The following is a 13,182-nucleotide window of genomic DNA, read 5'->3' as shown; positions in this document are numbered from 1 at the left end:
TAAAGGAGATTGAACATGGGCAAATATTTTGGAACAGATGGTGTAAGAGGAGTAGCGAATGCTGAATTAACACCAGAATTAGCGTTTAAATTAGGACGTTTTGGTGGCTATGTCTTATTACAACAAGCCGGTGGAGATAAGCATCCACGTGTTTTAGTCGGAAGAGATACTCGTATTTCAGGACAATTATTAGAGCATGCTTTAATTGCAGGGTTATTATCTGTAGGAATTGAAGTGATGCAATTAGGCGTTATTCCAACACCAGGAGTTTCTTATTTAACACGTGTGCAAGGAGCAGTAGCAGGGGTAATGATTTCTGCATCTCACAATCCAGCACAAGATAATGGAATTAAATTCTTTGGAGCAGATGGTTTTAAATTATCTGATGAAACAGAAGCAGAAATTGAAGCTTTATTAGATAGTCCAGAAGATACATTACCACGTCCTTCTACAGATGAATTAGGAACTGTGGATGATTATTTAGAAGGAACAATGAAATATAGTCAATTTTTACAACAAACAATTGATGGTCCTCTAACAGATATGAAAGTAGCGTTAGATGGTGCGAATGGAGCAACTTCAGCAGTTTTAAATCGTTTATTTGCAGATTTAGAAACAGAATTTTACACAATGGGAAATAAACCAAATGGCGTGAATATTAATGATGGAGTGGGTTCAACACATCCGGAAGCTTTAGCAGAATTTGTGAAAGAAAATGGTGCAGATTTAGGATTAAGTTTCGATGGAGATGGAGACCGTTGTATTGCTGTTGATGAAAATGGAGAAATCGTGGATGGCGATAAAATTATGTTTATCTGCGGAAAATACTTACGTAGTGTAGGTCAATTGAATCAAGATACAATTGTTTCAACAGTCATGAGTAACTTAGGATTCCATAAAGCAGTTGAAGAAGAAGGAATGGTTGCTCTTCAAACAGCTGTAGGGGATCGCTATGTTGTAGAAGAAATGCGTAAAAATGGTTATAACTTCGGTGGAGAACAATCAGGACATATTGTATTCTTAGATTTAAATACAACAGGTGATGGATTGTTATCAGGAATTCAATTAATGAATGTTATGAAACAAACAGGTAAGAAATTAAGTGAATTAGCCAGTGAAGTACCAACTTATCCTCAAGAATTAGTCAATATTCGAGTGAGCGATAAAAACGGAGCAATGGAAGTTCCAGCGATTAAAGAAATTATCGATACAGTGGAAGCTGAAATGGCAGGAAATGGTCGTGTTTTAGTTCGTCCAAGTGGAACAGAACCATTAGTACGTGTTATGGTAGAAGCACCAACAGATGAACTATGTCATGATTATGTAACGCGTATCGCGGATGTAGTTCGTCAAGAAATTGGCTTAGACTAAGAATTGAAGTTTGAGTATGAGAGAGTAACGAAAGTTGCTCTCTCTTTTTTGTGTACAATATAAAAACTTAGTTACCTATAAAATCAAAGCCATACTTTTTGAAAAAAAGAAAAGGAATGGTACAATAACCTTATCGAATATTAGAGGAGTTATTATGAATACAACCATTAAAACTTGCGCACAAACACGTGCGATTCAATCTAGAAGAATTTTTCCATTTGATGTGAATATGCATCAAACATTATTTGGAGGGAATTTAACACGAATTATTGATGATTGTGCATCGATTACAGTATCTCGTCATTGTCGTCGTTTAGCAGTGACTGCTTCTGTTGATGCAATGAATTATTTAAAACCTTTACCATTAGGACATTCTGTTTGTGTGGAAACTTATATTTCTGGTGTTGGAAAGAAAAGTATGGAAGTTTTTTGTAAAGTGGTAGGAGAAGATGTTTTAACAGGTGAACGTTATTTGGCGGCAACTAGTTTTTGGACGTTTGTAGCTTTACCTCGAGAAGGGGAGACAGATTTTGCAGTTCCAGCGATTGAGCCGGAAACGGCAGAAGAGAAATTTATTTGTAGTGGCTATGAAGAGAGACGTTTAGCTCGATTAGAACAATTGAAACGACAAGAAGAATTAATGAATCATGTTTCTATTCATAAACCTTGGATGGAATCATTGTGACAGTAATGTAAGGTTATTACCGTTTTTGTTAGAAAAAATCAAGGATTTTTCATATTTGATTTGTTAAAGTAATCTTGTAAATGATTCAAATGGAAGAAGATTACTGGAGGAAATTATGAACAAAACAAATGCAATTGCACTAAACCGAAAAATAATTCAAGTATTGACGATAGCAGGAATTATCCTTACGATTTATTTAGGATATATCATTGCGAAACATCATTATTTTGAAGTTGGAGGAGCATTCCAGCAGTTGGTTGGTAATTGGGGGATTTATGGGGTGTTATTCTTTATATCCATTCAAATTGTACAAGTTGTTTATCCGATTATTCCGGGAGGCTTAACTTGTGTAGTAGGGCATCTTGTGTTTGGTCCATTATATGGGTTTATTTATAATTTTATTGGGATTATGATTGGATCTATGATTAATTTTTTGCTAGCGAGACGGTATGGAGAGACAGTCGTTCAAGCATTTGTTTCTCAAGAAACTTATGATAAATATATTGGCTATTTAAATGATGGAAAGAAATTCGAACGATTCTTTTTCTGGGCATTAGTGTTACCAGGGTTTCCTGATGATTTTTTATGTATGGTAGCAGGATTAGGGAAGATGACGTTTAAGAAGTTTGTAGCAATTTGTTTAGTGGCAAAACCTGTTACACTATATGTTTATACATTAATCGCAGCAGAAGGAGTACAAGTCCTTTTTAAATGGATTCAAGGGTAGAGGTGTTTTGTGTGAAAAGAATAATGATTGGATTGGTTCGAGGATATCAAAAGTGGATTTCACCATTATTTCCACCATCTTGTATTTATCGACCAACTTGTTCAACGTATATGATTCAAGCAATTGAAAAACATGGCGTTATTAAGGGTGTAATAATGGGAATTGGCAGAATTATGAGATGTCATCCATTTATTTTAGGAGGACAAGATCCAGTTCCAGATGAATTTACAGTAAGACGACATAAAGATTATCGAAAAAAGAGAATTTGTGATTGTTGTCAACCAATAGAAATAAAAAAAGAAGGAGATTGAATGGCATCAATCTCCTTTTTGTATTACTGAAATTTAGTTTGATATTTTTGAATAATACGTGGCAATATTGGTGATAAGATTATCCAAAAACCAATATTTCCCAATGCATGTAGCGTATCAAATGGTAATCCTTGTAAATAATATACCCAAAATTTAGGGATGTGATAAAAATATACAGAAAAAATCGAAATGACAAATCCGTATAAATATCCCGTTAAACCAGCCATGATTGTAAAAAAGGCTAATTTCAATAAGGGTTGTTTCCAAGTTTGTCTCCAGAAAGGTTTCAAACAAAAAAATACAAGAATGACAATCGCAAAACTAGCAATTTGATACAAGGTCCATGGCCCCATTCCTAAAAAGATATTAGACAAAATCATGGATAAACTAGCTGTTAGAATTCCTTCTACTAATCCCATTTCTAGGGTAATGATTAATAGAATCACCGTCACCGGTTGAACATTTGGAATCCAGGCAAATAGGAGTCTACCAACATAGGCTAAGGTTGATAGTAATGCGATGAGTGTAATTTTTCTAATAGAAAAAATAGTAGTATTTTTCATTATTGTTTAAAGGCTTCTAATTTCCAATCGATAACGTCACCTTGTTTTAAATCAACTTGGTTAGAGCCGACTTGGCTCATTTCTCCGTTGACATCAAATAACCAATATTTTTGGCTTGCTGGGTCTTGCTCGATTCCGTTAATTGCAGAAATAAAACCATCTTTTTCAACGATTTGCATTTGTTCTTTCATGACTGTTAATAATTTATCGCCATCTTTGAAAGTTAATGTAAATGGGCTACCTGAAATTGGTTCTCCGTCTTTTTTAACATTGACAGTAATGGTTTGTTCTACTTTTGCTGTAGTTGTTGTTTCTTGAGTTGACTGTTTTGCAGGTGCAGCTGGTTGTGCGCATGCTCCTAAAGATAGGGTTAATAAAGCTAATGCTAATAATTTTTTCATAAAATCCTCCTAGAGTGTTTATTTAAACCTATATTATCATAGCGAAAGCAAGTTAGAATGTAAAGTTATTTATATTCAAAGAAGAAATTAAAAAATATAAAATCTTATCTTCTCACATTGTGAAAAAAGTGGTATACTGACAAAGTATTATTCCAAAAAAGGAAGAGTAATTAAAAGGAGGAAATGACCTATATGGCACAAGGTTATGAATTTTCAGAAAAAGTAGCAAAAGCTTGTCAGAAGAAAGAGGCGTTGTTTGACGAAAGTAAAGCACGCTATGCATTACGCTCAATGTTTGCAGGAGCTTTTCTAACAATGAGTACAGCAGCAGGAGCGGCAGCAGCACAAGTGATTGCAGGATTAAATCCAGCGTTAAGTAAATTTTTCTTTGCATTTATTTTTACTTGGGGATTAGTTTATATCTTATTCTTAAATTCTGAATTAGCAACATCTAATATGATGTATTTAACAGCAGGAGTTTATCAAAAAAATATTCGCCTATCAAAAGCTGTAACAATTTTATTATACTGCGGAATCTTCAACTTGATTGGAGCGATGATTATCGGTGCAGCATTTGCGTATAGTTCAGCTTTTAATGCAATAGATGTTCAACACTTCATCGTTGGTCTTGTTAAAGGGAAAGCATTAAGAGGAAATGGACAAGTTCTTTTAGAAGCTGTTTTAGCGAATATCTTTGTTAACGTTGCAATCTTAGCATTCTTATTAATTAAAGATGATGCTGCTAAAATGTGGATTATTATTTCAGCAATTTTCATGTTCGTATTTTTAGGAGAAGAACACGTGGTAGCAAACTTTGCTTCATTCTCAATTGTTAAATTCTCAGCAGTTTCTCCATCTCTAGAATTTATGAACTGGTTCAACTTAATTCGTCACTGGGTAGTAGCGTTCATCGGTAATACAATCGGTGGTGGCGTGATCGTTGGATTAGCTTACGCATTCTTAAATAAAACAAAAAGCGTTTATCATGAATAATACAAATTAGGGTTGTCTTTAAAGACAGCCTTTTTTATTTTCAGAAAATTTTCAAAACCGTGAGCAGAATAATTGGGGAATCGGATAAAATCTGTTACTATAGCTCTATCGTTATAAACGATGAATGAAATGAAAAGGAGAATTGTTATGAAAAAAACAACCAAAATGTTAGCGACCAGTTTATTAGTGGCGGTAGGTTTGGCTGCTTGTGGCAGCAATTCATCATCAAGTTCTACGAATGCTGCAAATCGCTTAACAATGACAACCTTTGGGGAATTAACAACATTAGATAGTGCCGATTATGATGATGTTCCAAGTTCAGATATGATGGGACAAATTTTTGAAGGATTATATCGTGTAGCTGCGAATAATAAAGTGGAATTAGGAATGGCTGCTCAAGATCCAAAAGTGAGTGAAGATGGTTTAGTTTACACATTTACATTACGTGATGCAAAATGGTCAGATGGATCTGCTGTAAAAGCACAAGATTTTGTCTTTACTTATCGTAAATTAGTGAATCCACAAGAAGGACATGTAGCACAATCAGCGGATGTGTTCAAAAATGCGAAAAAAATTCGTAGTGGAGAATTACCAGTGGAAGAATTAGGAGTTAAGGCTCTTGATGATAAAACATTAGAAATTACACTTGAAAATCCAGCTCCATATTTACCAAAATTATTAACAGGCTCACGTTTTTTACCACAATCTGAAGCGGTAGCTCAAAAATTAGGTGATCAATATGGTTCAAATGTTTCGAATGTAGTTGTAAATGGACCATTTAAATTAGAAGGATGGACAGGTTCAGAATTAACTTGGAAATTAGTGAAAAATGCTGATTATTGGGATGCAAGTAATGTTGCTTTAAACGAAGTAACCGTAAATGTATCAAAAGAGGTAGCAACTTCTGTTCAATTATTTGATTCAAAACAAGTTCAATATACAACGATTAGTGACCAATTTGTGGATCAATATAAATCTCAATCAACATTCCATGCGCAACCAAAAGCAACAATGGGATATATGAATTTTAATACATTGAAACCAACAACAGCAAATCAACACTTCCGTCGTGCCATTGCGATGGCTTATGACAAACAAGCATTAACAAATAATGTCTTAAAAGATGGATCAATTCCTTCAACAGGATTAATTCCAAAAAGTTTTGCAACAAATGAAGCAACTGGAAAAGATTTTGTAGATGAATCAGGCGATTTCTTGAAGTTTGATGTACAAGAAGCTCAAAAAGAATGGGAATTAGCGAAAAAAGAATTAGGTGTTAGTGAAGTAACGGTTACTTTATTAACTTCTGATACAGGAACTTCAAAACTTGTAGGGGAATATTTACAAGCTCAAATTCAAAAGAACTTACCAGGTGTAACATTTAAATTACAACCTGTTCCATTGAAAAATCGTTTAGAATTACAACGTGCAAGCGACTATGATATTTTTTACGGAACTTGGGCTCCAGATTATCAAGATCCATTGAACTTCTTAGAGCAATATATTACAGGTGGCGGTATTAACTTTGGGAAATACTCTAATCCTGAATATGATAAAGCAGTAGATGCTGTGAAATCTACTTATGCGACTCAACCAGAAAATCGTTGGAATCAAATGCTAGCTGCAGAAAAAATTATTATGAATGATGCAGTAGTAGCTCCAATTTACCAAGCTTCTCAAAGCTATTTATTAGCTGAAAATGTAAAAGGCTTTGAAGTATTGCCATTTGGACGTACGGTGAACTTACGTCAAGCAAGTGTGCAATAACATCCTATAAAAAAACGAAAAAACTTGAGTGACTCAACATCACTCAAGTTTTTTTGTCATATGATAATAAGAATGTCCGCTTAGGATTTTTGTACTAGTTGCAGAATAGCCTAGTTTTTGATAGAGCTGATACGCTTTGACATTCATCTCATCACAATTCAAAGCAATGACACTAGCGCCTTGTTGTTTGGCTAATTCTTCAGCTTCCTGTAGTAATTTTATCCCAATTCCTTTTCTTCGATGATTTTCATGCACAGAGAGAATATCAATATACCATTCACCGGCTTGTGTTTCAGAATCTTCATAGAGACGAATGGAAGAAGGAATATTGTGCTTTTCATACAATTGATAAAATGGGTCATCGATCTTTTCTTCTAGATGTCCATGGTAGCCAAAAATTGCTCCTTCAACGGTTCCGTCTTCAATATAAACAAGTGTATTGGTTAGACTATATCGGAAGTCTTCGTGTAGCATTGCTTCTTCTAGCATCGCATGAAGAGTGCTGAGTGATATTTTTGTTAAAATAGGCAATTCCATATCATCGATAATGGTTTGGATGAGCGGAATGATTTGTTTTCTTTCTTCTGGGTTGGGGTGTCGAATCATTGTTTCACCTTATTCTAGTTGAGATTTGCGGTATGCGAGTGGTGTCATGCCCATTTTTTGTTTAAATTGTTTTGAAAAATAAGCTTGAGTTGAAAATCCTACAATGGATGCAATTTGTGACATCGAATAATTCGTTGTAGAAAGGAGTACTTTACTTTCCTCAATTCGAATATCGGTTAAATATTCCATTGGAGTTTGTCCCATTTCATTTTTAAAACTATGAGAAATATAAAATCGACTTAAATGGGTTAAATCTGCTAAGTCTTGTAAAGAGATTTGTTCTTGGTAATGTGTCTTTAAATAATGTTTGATGAGACTAATATCTTTTGTCGTTTTATTAATCGGGCTTACATCAATTTCAAAAGATTTATTGCGAAGAATTTTAATCAGTAATATTTCTAATAAATTATGACAAACTAACTCATAGCTCATCGAGTGGTTGGTTGCTTCTGTTACCATTGCGTTTAAATACACTAAAATATCTTTTTGTTCATCTCGTAAGTTAAAAAATGAAAAAGGTTGTTCAACATTAGTTTGCGTATTAAAAAAGTTAGAAAAAGAAAGTCCAGTAATTCCTAATACAATATATTCAAGAGGTTCTTCAGGAGAAGAAACTTCTGTATGATCTACTTGAGGATTAATGATAACAAAATCTTGTGCTTTTACAGGAAAACGACGGTTTTCAATTAAAAATTCTCCCTTTCCATCTAATACATAAAATAATTCCATAAATGGATGAGAATGGATAGTGCTGTGCCAGTCGCTATCATATTTTGATTTTGTAATAGATTCTAAATGGAAGGATAAACTTCGCATATTCGATTCAATCACTAAATAACGTTCATTACTCATACTTTTCACATCCTTATCTATTACTTTCATTATACTTGAAAGCGCCTTATTCATCAATTCCCTTTTGGAAAAGATAGAAACAAACGGAAGTACGACAGATTCATTGACGTTGTTCTTAAAAACAGGTATGCTATTTCCTGGTAGAAAGGAGTGCATGGAAAAGGTTTCGTCAATCGAAGAGATGAACCACTACAAATCAGAGTAGAATATATTGCGTTAAGTGCCAAACGGATGGGATGTTGCCGATTGGACGAAAAAGAAAATTCTTTGCGGTAGTGTATTCGCATTCGCTGCATTTAATGACAGACCATTTATTAAATGGAGCAGCTCTTTATGACAGTTAAAAGGAGATGCTAATATGAACAAACAAACACAATTAACAAGAACATTAACGGTAACCGCATTAATGATTGCCATGCGTTTAATCATTGAGATGATTCCATCGATTAAAATGGGGAATCTCGTACAAATCGGATTTGGATTTATCGGAGCGGCACTTGCTGGGGTAATTTTAGGACCTTATCGAGCAGCTGTTGTAGGCTTTTTTGTAGATATTTTAGGGAATTTTCTAAGAGGGGAAGCGAGTACCTTTTTCCCTGGATTTACTTTAACAGCCGTTTTAGGAGGATTAATTTACGGATATTTCCTGTATCGTAAAGAATTAACACTTTCACGTATTTTTGTGACAGTACTCATTATTACAGTTGTGATTAATTTAGGATTTAATTCGATTTGGATTTATATGATGACGCAAAAAGCTTTTTCAGCCTTTATGGGACTTCGAATTTTGAAAAATATCATCAGTTTACCGTTGAATACTGTGATTTTATATGTGCTGTTTCGTAATCAAACCATGCAACAGATCATTGAGAAATATCGAGTATAGGCGTATACTATTCTTAAAATAAGGAGGGATAGTATGCCGTTTATTCATATTGAAATGTTAGAAGGACGTACACGTGAACAAAAAGAAGCGCTTGTCAAAGAAGTGACAGAAGTTGTTTCGAAAAACATGGGTGCTCCTACAGAACATATTCACATTATTATTCAAGAAATCAAACATGAAAACTTAGGGCAAAATGGTCAATTACGTGGCTAATGCCTAATGAAAACTTTAGATGGGAAATTCCTATCTAAAGTTTTTTTGTTTGCGAAAATCGCTATTCGATTGACAAATCTATCGAAAAAAACAGCCATCAAAAGAATTTTTCGGATTAACTAAAAAAGTTTTCAAAAAACAGTTGACGAACCAAGTGTGTTAAGCGTATAATACAGTCAAGGAACAAAGTGTATTAATGCATTAACACAATAGTACAAGGAGGGGATGAAATGTTATGATCCAATTTGATAAACGATTGCCGGTATATGAACAGATTATTGACTATGTTAAAAAGCAAATTGTATCGGGTGAATGGGAATTAGGAAAAGAATTGCCCAGTCGAAGAGAATTTGCTAGTCAACTGCAAGTCAATCCGAACACTGTTCAAAGGGCATTTCGAGAAATGGAGGAGATGGGGTTGATTTCTACAGGAAATAATGTCATGAGTCGAGTGACCGATAATCCCCAATTAATTGGGCAATTAAAGCAAGAAATGTTACAAGAAGCGATACAAATATTTGCAGATTCAATTTATCCATTACATGTTTCGAATGAGGAAGTCATGGAACAGTTGGAACAGGCGATGAAGAGAAGAGAGGGAGAGTAGCATGTTAGAAGTGAAACATTTACATAAGAGATTTGGCAACAAAACGGTGTTAAATGGAATTTCTTTCACAGCAGAACGTGGAGAAATTACCGTATTAATCGGAGTGAATGGGATTGGGAAAACAACGATTATGAATATGATCATGGGGTTAATTCCAATCAAAAAAGGGGAAGTAAGTATTGATGGACAAGTGATCAAAGGAGATCGCTCGAAGAAGTTAGCGTACATTTGTGATCAAATTGTCGTCAATAAAGGTGAAACGGTTTTTGAAGCGATGGCTTTTATGAGAACTTTTTATCCGAATTGGAATGATGACAAAGCTAAAAAATTATTACATTTCTTCAAATTCAAAGGGAATGAAGTGATTCAACAATTATCAAAAGGAAATGTTGCAAAAGTTAACTTGTTATTAGGTTTATCCCTAGATGTTGATTTCGTATTAATGGATGAACCATTTTCCGGAATTGATATTTTTTCAAGAGAACAAATTGTACAATTATTTACTTCAGATTTATTAGAAGGAATTGGAGTTATTTTAACGTCTCATGAAATTGAAGATATTGAATATATTGTTGATAAAGCTATCTTATTAGATGAAGGAAAAGTGATTAAAGAATTTTATGCAGAACAAGTGCGTGAAGAAGAAGGTAAATCTATTGTAGATGTGATGAGGGAGGTGTATCAATCATGAAAAAGATTTTTAATTTATGGTTGTATGAGTTGGGAAAAAGTAAATTTATGTTAGGATTTCTAATGATTGTGTTCTTTGTCATTCAAGTATTAGTTCATCTGATGCGTATTTTAAGAATAGATCCTAAAAATCTTAATGTCGAAGATACAAGAAGCGTGACGGATTTAGTGCAATCAAGATTTGGAATGAATTTAGCACTGATGGCAGCTTTTATCATTATTATTATTGCTTCGGTTTATATTTGGGTCAAAGAATTTCGTAGTAAGGGGAATTTTATTAATCGATTATTCTTACTACCAGGGAATCGAATGCAAGTGTATTTTGCAAAATTTTTAACGATTTTGTCTTACATTTTAGTACTTCAAATAACACAATTTATCATTCTTGGAGTGAATAAGGCGCTATTGCTTTGGAGATTTCCAGTTTTAGCAAACCATATTCATTATACGGACTTCTTGAATTCGGGTTCAATGTTACAATATTTATTACCGTTAAATGGAACTGCTTATGCATGGTGTATGGCATTTTTAATGGTTGTCATTGTTTTCTTCTTCCAATTAGCAATTTTAGAAGAAGGATTGAAAGCATATGGTTGGGTTTTGATGGTGTCATCTTTAGTGGGTTACTTTGTTATTTGTTGTGGTATTTTAGCAAGTTATGTTCAAGTGATGGTAAACCTATCGTTTACTCAAACGGAGCAATATTTTGTGACAATCTTGTATGCTGTCGTATTTATGGGTATTCATTGGTTCGTCGATTATTATTTATTAGAACGTAAAGTCAGTGTTTAGTGGGGGTGAGATTATGAAATCAATTAAATTTGCATGGGGATTACTCGTAATTGTTGTTGGGTTTCTAGTTTTAGGAATTGGGAATATGGTTTGGACGTCAATGTCAGATGCTCCTTACACCATAGAAACTTCAGCTGAAGCCAATCAATATTTAAAAGGGACAGTTTTTGAAGTAGGAAAAGAAGGCGCAGGAAAAATCAGTAATAGTGTTTCGACATCAGCCATTGTTGATGGGAAAGTGGAAAAACTATTTCAAACATTAGGGACTTGGAATGGGCAAGCGAGAGAACAAGCGATATTAAGTCGTATTCCTCTTTTAGAACGTTCATTACTTGTCAGTCATAGACATGTATTACAATTAGACAATTCTTCACTATTTTATGATATTCATTGGACTTCATATTTTAGTAATACTGGAGATTTTACATTTAATTATGCGATGTACTCGGATGAAAATAAACGAATCATTGAAAAACAAATTCCGATTCATTTAGATTCATCATTTGGCTGGGGAGAAGAACCAATCTTCCAACGTAAGGGAAAAGAGTTAGGAGTTATCGTTCCTTTCTTAGAAAAAAAATCTAGTAAACGAAAATTCTTTAAGTTTAGTTTGTCTTTTGAAGAAGGCACTGTGAAAGATGTGGGAGAATTAACACTTGAAAAAGATGGGTTGTTGCTCAATGCTGCATTTGGAAATCACTCTTATAATCCAGAAACCATTGTATTTAATGTACATCCTATAAAAGATGGACCAAAACCTTCTGAAAAACCAGAGGAAGATGAGTATTATCAATATGATTTATTTACAAATACATTCCGTAAATTGGATACTACTTCACTAAAAAATTCAGCAAGCTTCTTCATTTCAGGTTCTCAAATTTATGCAGTAGAAACGACTCATCCAAGAGTAAGTGGTAGAAAATCAGGAAGAGACCATGTGGTTGAGCGTCCAGAATATATTGCAACGAAAGACCGTCAAGCAGAGTTGGAAACAGTGTATCGTGCTACAGCGGACTTATCTTTAGAAAAAATTGGAACACTTCAACGTGATCCATATTCTACAGAAGAAGAGCTAAACAAAGATACATTAGTCTATGTCGGACTTGAACAAGGTCAAAATGCACTTCGTGTGTTTGATTTGAATAAGAAAGAAGAAGTTTTCTCAGCAAAAATCACACCAAAAGCAGATGCAAAATTATATTTCCAAAGAAAACGTGAATATGTGATTTACTAAAGTAATGTTGTTTAAATAAATAGGTTGATTGTCCAAGAAGGATGACGCCTTTCTAGTAATAGAGAGGAGATGGCGGTGCGAGTTCGTTCGACTATTTATTGAAGGCACTCCGTATGGGGTGCCTTTTTTGATTATCATTAAGGGTTTGGTGATGAAGGTGAATTAAAAGGTTTATAAAATTGTTTGAAATTTCATTAATAGAAGATATAATAGCTTTGAACATACAAAATGGAGGAGAAAAAATGCATAAAAATTATTATGATGGACCACCTGAATATAGACCATTAAGTGCATGGGAATATTTTGGGTATGGGCTTCTTGTAGCAATTCCGATTGTGGGTTTTGTGATGATGTTATATTATAGTTTTGATAATTCTAATATTAATCGTCGAAATTTTGCTCGTTATCTATTGTGTAACGGTATTTTAGTGCTTGTATTTGGGTTGTTCTGGATTGGAATTAATTATTATCCGAAATAGAAAAT

17 protein-coding genes and 1 riboswitch are annotated in these 13,182 nt (G+C 34.0%); of the genes, 13 read left to right on the top strand and 4 right to left on the bottom strand.

Going from position 1 to position 13,182, the window contains the following annotated elements; genetic code table 11:
* Positions 1–15: 15 nt before the first annotated feature.
* The 4 genes from glmM (at position 16) to yidD (ending at position 3,094) form a co-directional block, all read left to right on the top strand.
* On the top strand, positions 16–1,371 hold the full coding sequence (gene glmM / locus RWO76_RS02355) for a phosphoglucosamine mutase (protein WP_314255902.1): 1,356 nt from the start codon (positions 16–18) through the stop codon (positions 1,369–1,371).
* Positions 1,372–1,525: 154 nt separating this feature from the next.
* Entirely contained in the window at positions 1,526–2,056 is a 531-nt protein-coding gene (locus RWO76_RS02350) for an acyl-CoA thioesterase (RefSeq protein WP_314354046.1), read from the top strand.
* A gap of 115 nt (positions 2,057–2,171) precedes the next feature.
* A complete protein-coding gene (locus tag RWO76_RS02345; protein ID WP_314354045.1) occupies positions 2,172–2,783 on the top strand; it encodes a VTT domain-containing protein in 612 nt (203 codons plus the stop codon).
* Positions 2,768–3,094 carry a membrane protein insertion efficiency factor YidD gene (gene yidD, locus RWO76_RS02340; protein WP_399543061.1) on the top strand — a complete coding sequence of 109 codons (327 nt, stop codon included), beginning with the start codon at positions 2,768–2,770 and terminating at the stop codon, positions 3,092–3,094. The genes RWO76_RS02345 and yidD overlap by 16 nt, the downstream gene beginning before the upstream one ends.
* A gap of 23 nt (positions 3,095–3,117) precedes the next feature.
* On the opposite strand, the gene RWO76_RS02335 is transcribed toward yidD, so the two are convergent.
* Positions 3,118–3,657 carry an ECF transporter S component gene (locus RWO76_RS02335; RefSeq protein WP_314354043.1) on the bottom strand — a complete coding sequence of 180 codons (540 nt, stop codon included), beginning with the start codon at positions 3,655–3,657 and terminating at the stop codon, positions 3,118–3,120.
* Positions 3,657–4,058 carry a DUF4430 domain-containing protein gene (locus tag RWO76_RS02330; protein ID WP_314354041.1) on the bottom strand — a complete coding sequence of 134 codons (402 nt, stop codon included), beginning with the start codon at positions 4,056–4,058 and terminating at the stop codon, positions 3,657–3,659. The genes RWO76_RS02335 and RWO76_RS02330 overlap by 1 nt, the downstream gene beginning before the upstream one ends.
* Before the next feature lie 192 nt (positions 4,059–4,250).
* Here RWO76_RS02330 and RWO76_RS02325 point away from each other — a divergent pair, with 192 nt between their 5' ends.
* Positions 4,251–5,051 (top strand): formate/nitrite transporter family protein, encoded by an 801-nt coding sequence (locus tag RWO76_RS02325; protein ID WP_314354039.1) that lies wholly within the window; start codon positions 4,251–4,253, stop codon positions 5,049–5,051.
* Positions 5,052–5,198: 147 nt separating this feature from the next.
* A complete protein-coding gene (locus RWO76_RS02320) occupies positions 5,199–6,818 on the top strand; it encodes a peptide ABC transporter substrate-binding protein (protein WP_314354038.1) in 1,620 nt (539 codons plus the stop codon).
* 39 nt (positions 6,819–6,857) lie between these two features.
* On the opposite strand, the gene RWO76_RS02315 is transcribed toward RWO76_RS02320, so the two are convergent.
* Positions 6,858–7,424: a GNAT family N-acetyltransferase gene (locus tag RWO76_RS02315; RefSeq protein ID WP_314354037.1), complete on the bottom strand. Its 567-nt coding sequence runs from the start codon at positions 7,422–7,424 to the stop codon at positions 6,858–6,860.
* Between the two features lie 9 nt (positions 7,425–7,433).
* The gene (locus RWO76_RS02310) at positions 7,434–8,276 is read right to left on the bottom strand and encodes an AraC family transcriptional regulator (protein ID WP_314354035.1); all 843 of its coding nucleotides are present in this window, start codon (positions 8,274–8,276) and stop codon (positions 7,434–7,436) included.
* A 195-nt stretch (positions 8,277–8,471) separates the two neighbouring features.
* Positions 8,472–8,571, top strand: a riboswitch (THF riboswitch).
* A 63-nt stretch (positions 8,572–8,634) separates the two neighbouring features.
* Between RWO76_RS02310 and RWO76_RS02305 the strand changes: the two genes are divergently transcribed.
* The 7 genes from RWO76_RS02305 to RWO76_RS02275 all read left to right on the top strand — a co-directional run bounded on the left by RWO76_RS02305 (position 8,635) and on the right by RWO76_RS02275 (position 13,177).
* Positions 8,635–9,162, top strand: coding sequence for a folate family ECF transporter S component (locus RWO76_RS02305; protein WP_314354033.1), 528 nt, complete (start codon positions 8,635–8,637; stop codon positions 9,160–9,162).
* A gap of 33 nt (positions 9,163–9,195) precedes the next feature.
* Positions 9,196–9,375: a 2-hydroxymuconate tautomerase gene (locus RWO76_RS02300; protein WP_314354031.1), complete on the top strand. Its 180-nt coding sequence runs from the start codon at positions 9,196–9,198 to the stop codon at positions 9,373–9,375.
* A gap of 235 nt (positions 9,376–9,610) precedes the next feature.
* Positions 9,611–9,982: a GntR family transcriptional regulator gene (locus tag RWO76_RS02295; RefSeq protein WP_314354029.1), complete on the top strand. Its 372-nt coding sequence runs from the start codon at positions 9,611–9,613 to the stop codon at positions 9,980–9,982.
* A 1-nt stretch (position 9,983) separates the two neighbouring features.
* On the top strand, positions 9,984–10,673 hold the full coding sequence (locus RWO76_RS02290; RefSeq protein WP_314354028.1) for an ABC transporter ATP-binding protein: 690 nt from the start codon (positions 9,984–9,986) through the stop codon (positions 10,671–10,673).
* On the top strand, positions 10,670–11,464 hold the full coding sequence (locus RWO76_RS02285) for a hypothetical protein (protein ID WP_314354027.1): 795 nt from the start codon (positions 10,670–10,672) through the stop codon (positions 11,462–11,464). Before RWO76_RS02290 ends, RWO76_RS02285 begins: the two co-directional genes overlap by 4 nt.
* 13 nt (positions 11,465–11,477) lie before the next feature.
* Positions 11,478–12,698: a hypothetical protein gene (locus tag RWO76_RS02280; protein ID WP_314354026.1), complete on the top strand. Its 1,221-nt coding sequence runs from the start codon at positions 11,478–11,480 to the stop codon at positions 12,696–12,698.
* A 242-nt stretch (positions 12,699–12,940) separates the two neighbouring features.
* Positions 12,941–13,177 (top strand): hypothetical protein, encoded by a 237-nt coding sequence (locus RWO76_RS02275; RefSeq protein ID WP_314354025.1) that lies wholly within the window; start codon positions 12,941–12,943, stop codon positions 13,175–13,177.
* Positions 13,178–13,182 lie beyond the last annotated feature (5 nt).

Source organism: uncultured Granulicatella sp., assembly GCF_963521425.1.
Lineage (GTDB): Bacteria > Bacillota > Bacilli > Lactobacillales > Aerococcaceae > Granulicatella.
Note: the sequence above shows the minus strand (reverse complement) of the source record. Positions and strands in the feature narration are given on the sequence as shown.

What these genes read in the sequence shown, in the direction of transcription:
- glmM (WP_314255902.1), top strand. Translation starts at nt 16, where the DNA reads ATGGGCAAATATTTTGGAACAGATGGTGTAAGAGGAGTAGCGAATGCT.
- RWO76_RS02350 (WP_314354046.1), top strand. Translation starts at nt 1,526, where the DNA reads ATGAATACAACCATTAAAACTTGCGCACAAACACGTGCGATTCAATCT.
- RWO76_RS02345 (WP_314354045.1), top strand. Translation starts at nt 2,172, where the DNA reads ATGAACAAAACAAATGCAATTGCACTAAACCGAAAAATAATTCAAGTA.
- yidD (WP_399543061.1), top strand. Translation starts at nt 2,768, where the DNA reads ATGGATTCAAGGGTAGAGGTGTTTTGTGTGAAAAGAATAATGATTGGA.
- RWO76_RS02335 (WP_314354043.1), bottom strand. Translation starts at nt 3,657, where the DNA reads ATGAAAAATACTACTATTTTTTCTATTAGAAAAATTACACTCATCGCA.
- RWO76_RS02330 (WP_314354041.1), bottom strand. Translation starts at nt 4,058, where the DNA reads ATGAAAAAATTATTAGCATTAGCTTTATTAACCCTATCTTTAGGAGCA.
- RWO76_RS02325 (WP_314354039.1), top strand. Translation starts at nt 4,251, where the DNA reads ATGGCACAAGGTTATGAATTTTCAGAAAAAGTAGCAAAAGCTTGTCAG.
- RWO76_RS02320 (WP_314354038.1), top strand. Translation starts at nt 5,199, where the DNA reads ATGAAAAAAACAACCAAAATGTTAGCGACCAGTTTATTAGTGGCGGTA.
- RWO76_RS02315 (WP_314354037.1), bottom strand. Translation starts at nt 7,424, where the DNA reads ATGATTCGACACCCCAACCCAGAAGAAAGAAAACAAATCATTCCGCTC.
- RWO76_RS02310 (WP_314354035.1), bottom strand. Translation starts at nt 8,276, where the DNA reads ATGAGTAATGAACGTTATTTAGTGATTGAATCGAATATGCGAAGTTTA.
- RWO76_RS02305 (WP_314354033.1), top strand. Translation starts at nt 8,635, where the DNA reads ATGAACAAACAAACACAATTAACAAGAACATTAACGGTAACCGCATTA.
- RWO76_RS02300 (WP_314354031.1), top strand. Translation starts at nt 9,196, where the DNA reads ATGCCGTTTATTCATATTGAAATGTTAGAAGGACGTACACGTGAACAA.
- RWO76_RS02295 (WP_314354029.1), top strand. Translation starts at nt 9,611, where the DNA reads ATGATCCAATTTGATAAACGATTGCCGGTATATGAACAGATTATTGAC.
- RWO76_RS02290 (WP_314354028.1), top strand. Translation starts at nt 9,984, where the DNA reads ATGTTAGAAGTGAAACATTTACATAAGAGATTTGGCAACAAAACGGTG.
- RWO76_RS02285 (WP_314354027.1), top strand. Translation starts at nt 10,670, where the DNA reads ATGAAAAAGATTTTTAATTTATGGTTGTATGAGTTGGGAAAAAGTAAA.
- RWO76_RS02280 (WP_314354026.1), top strand. Translation starts at nt 11,478, where the DNA reads ATGAAATCAATTAAATTTGCATGGGGATTACTCGTAATTGTTGTTGGG.
- RWO76_RS02275 (WP_314354025.1), top strand. Translation starts at nt 12,941, where the DNA reads ATGCATAAAAATTATTATGATGGACCACCTGAATATAGACCATTAAGT.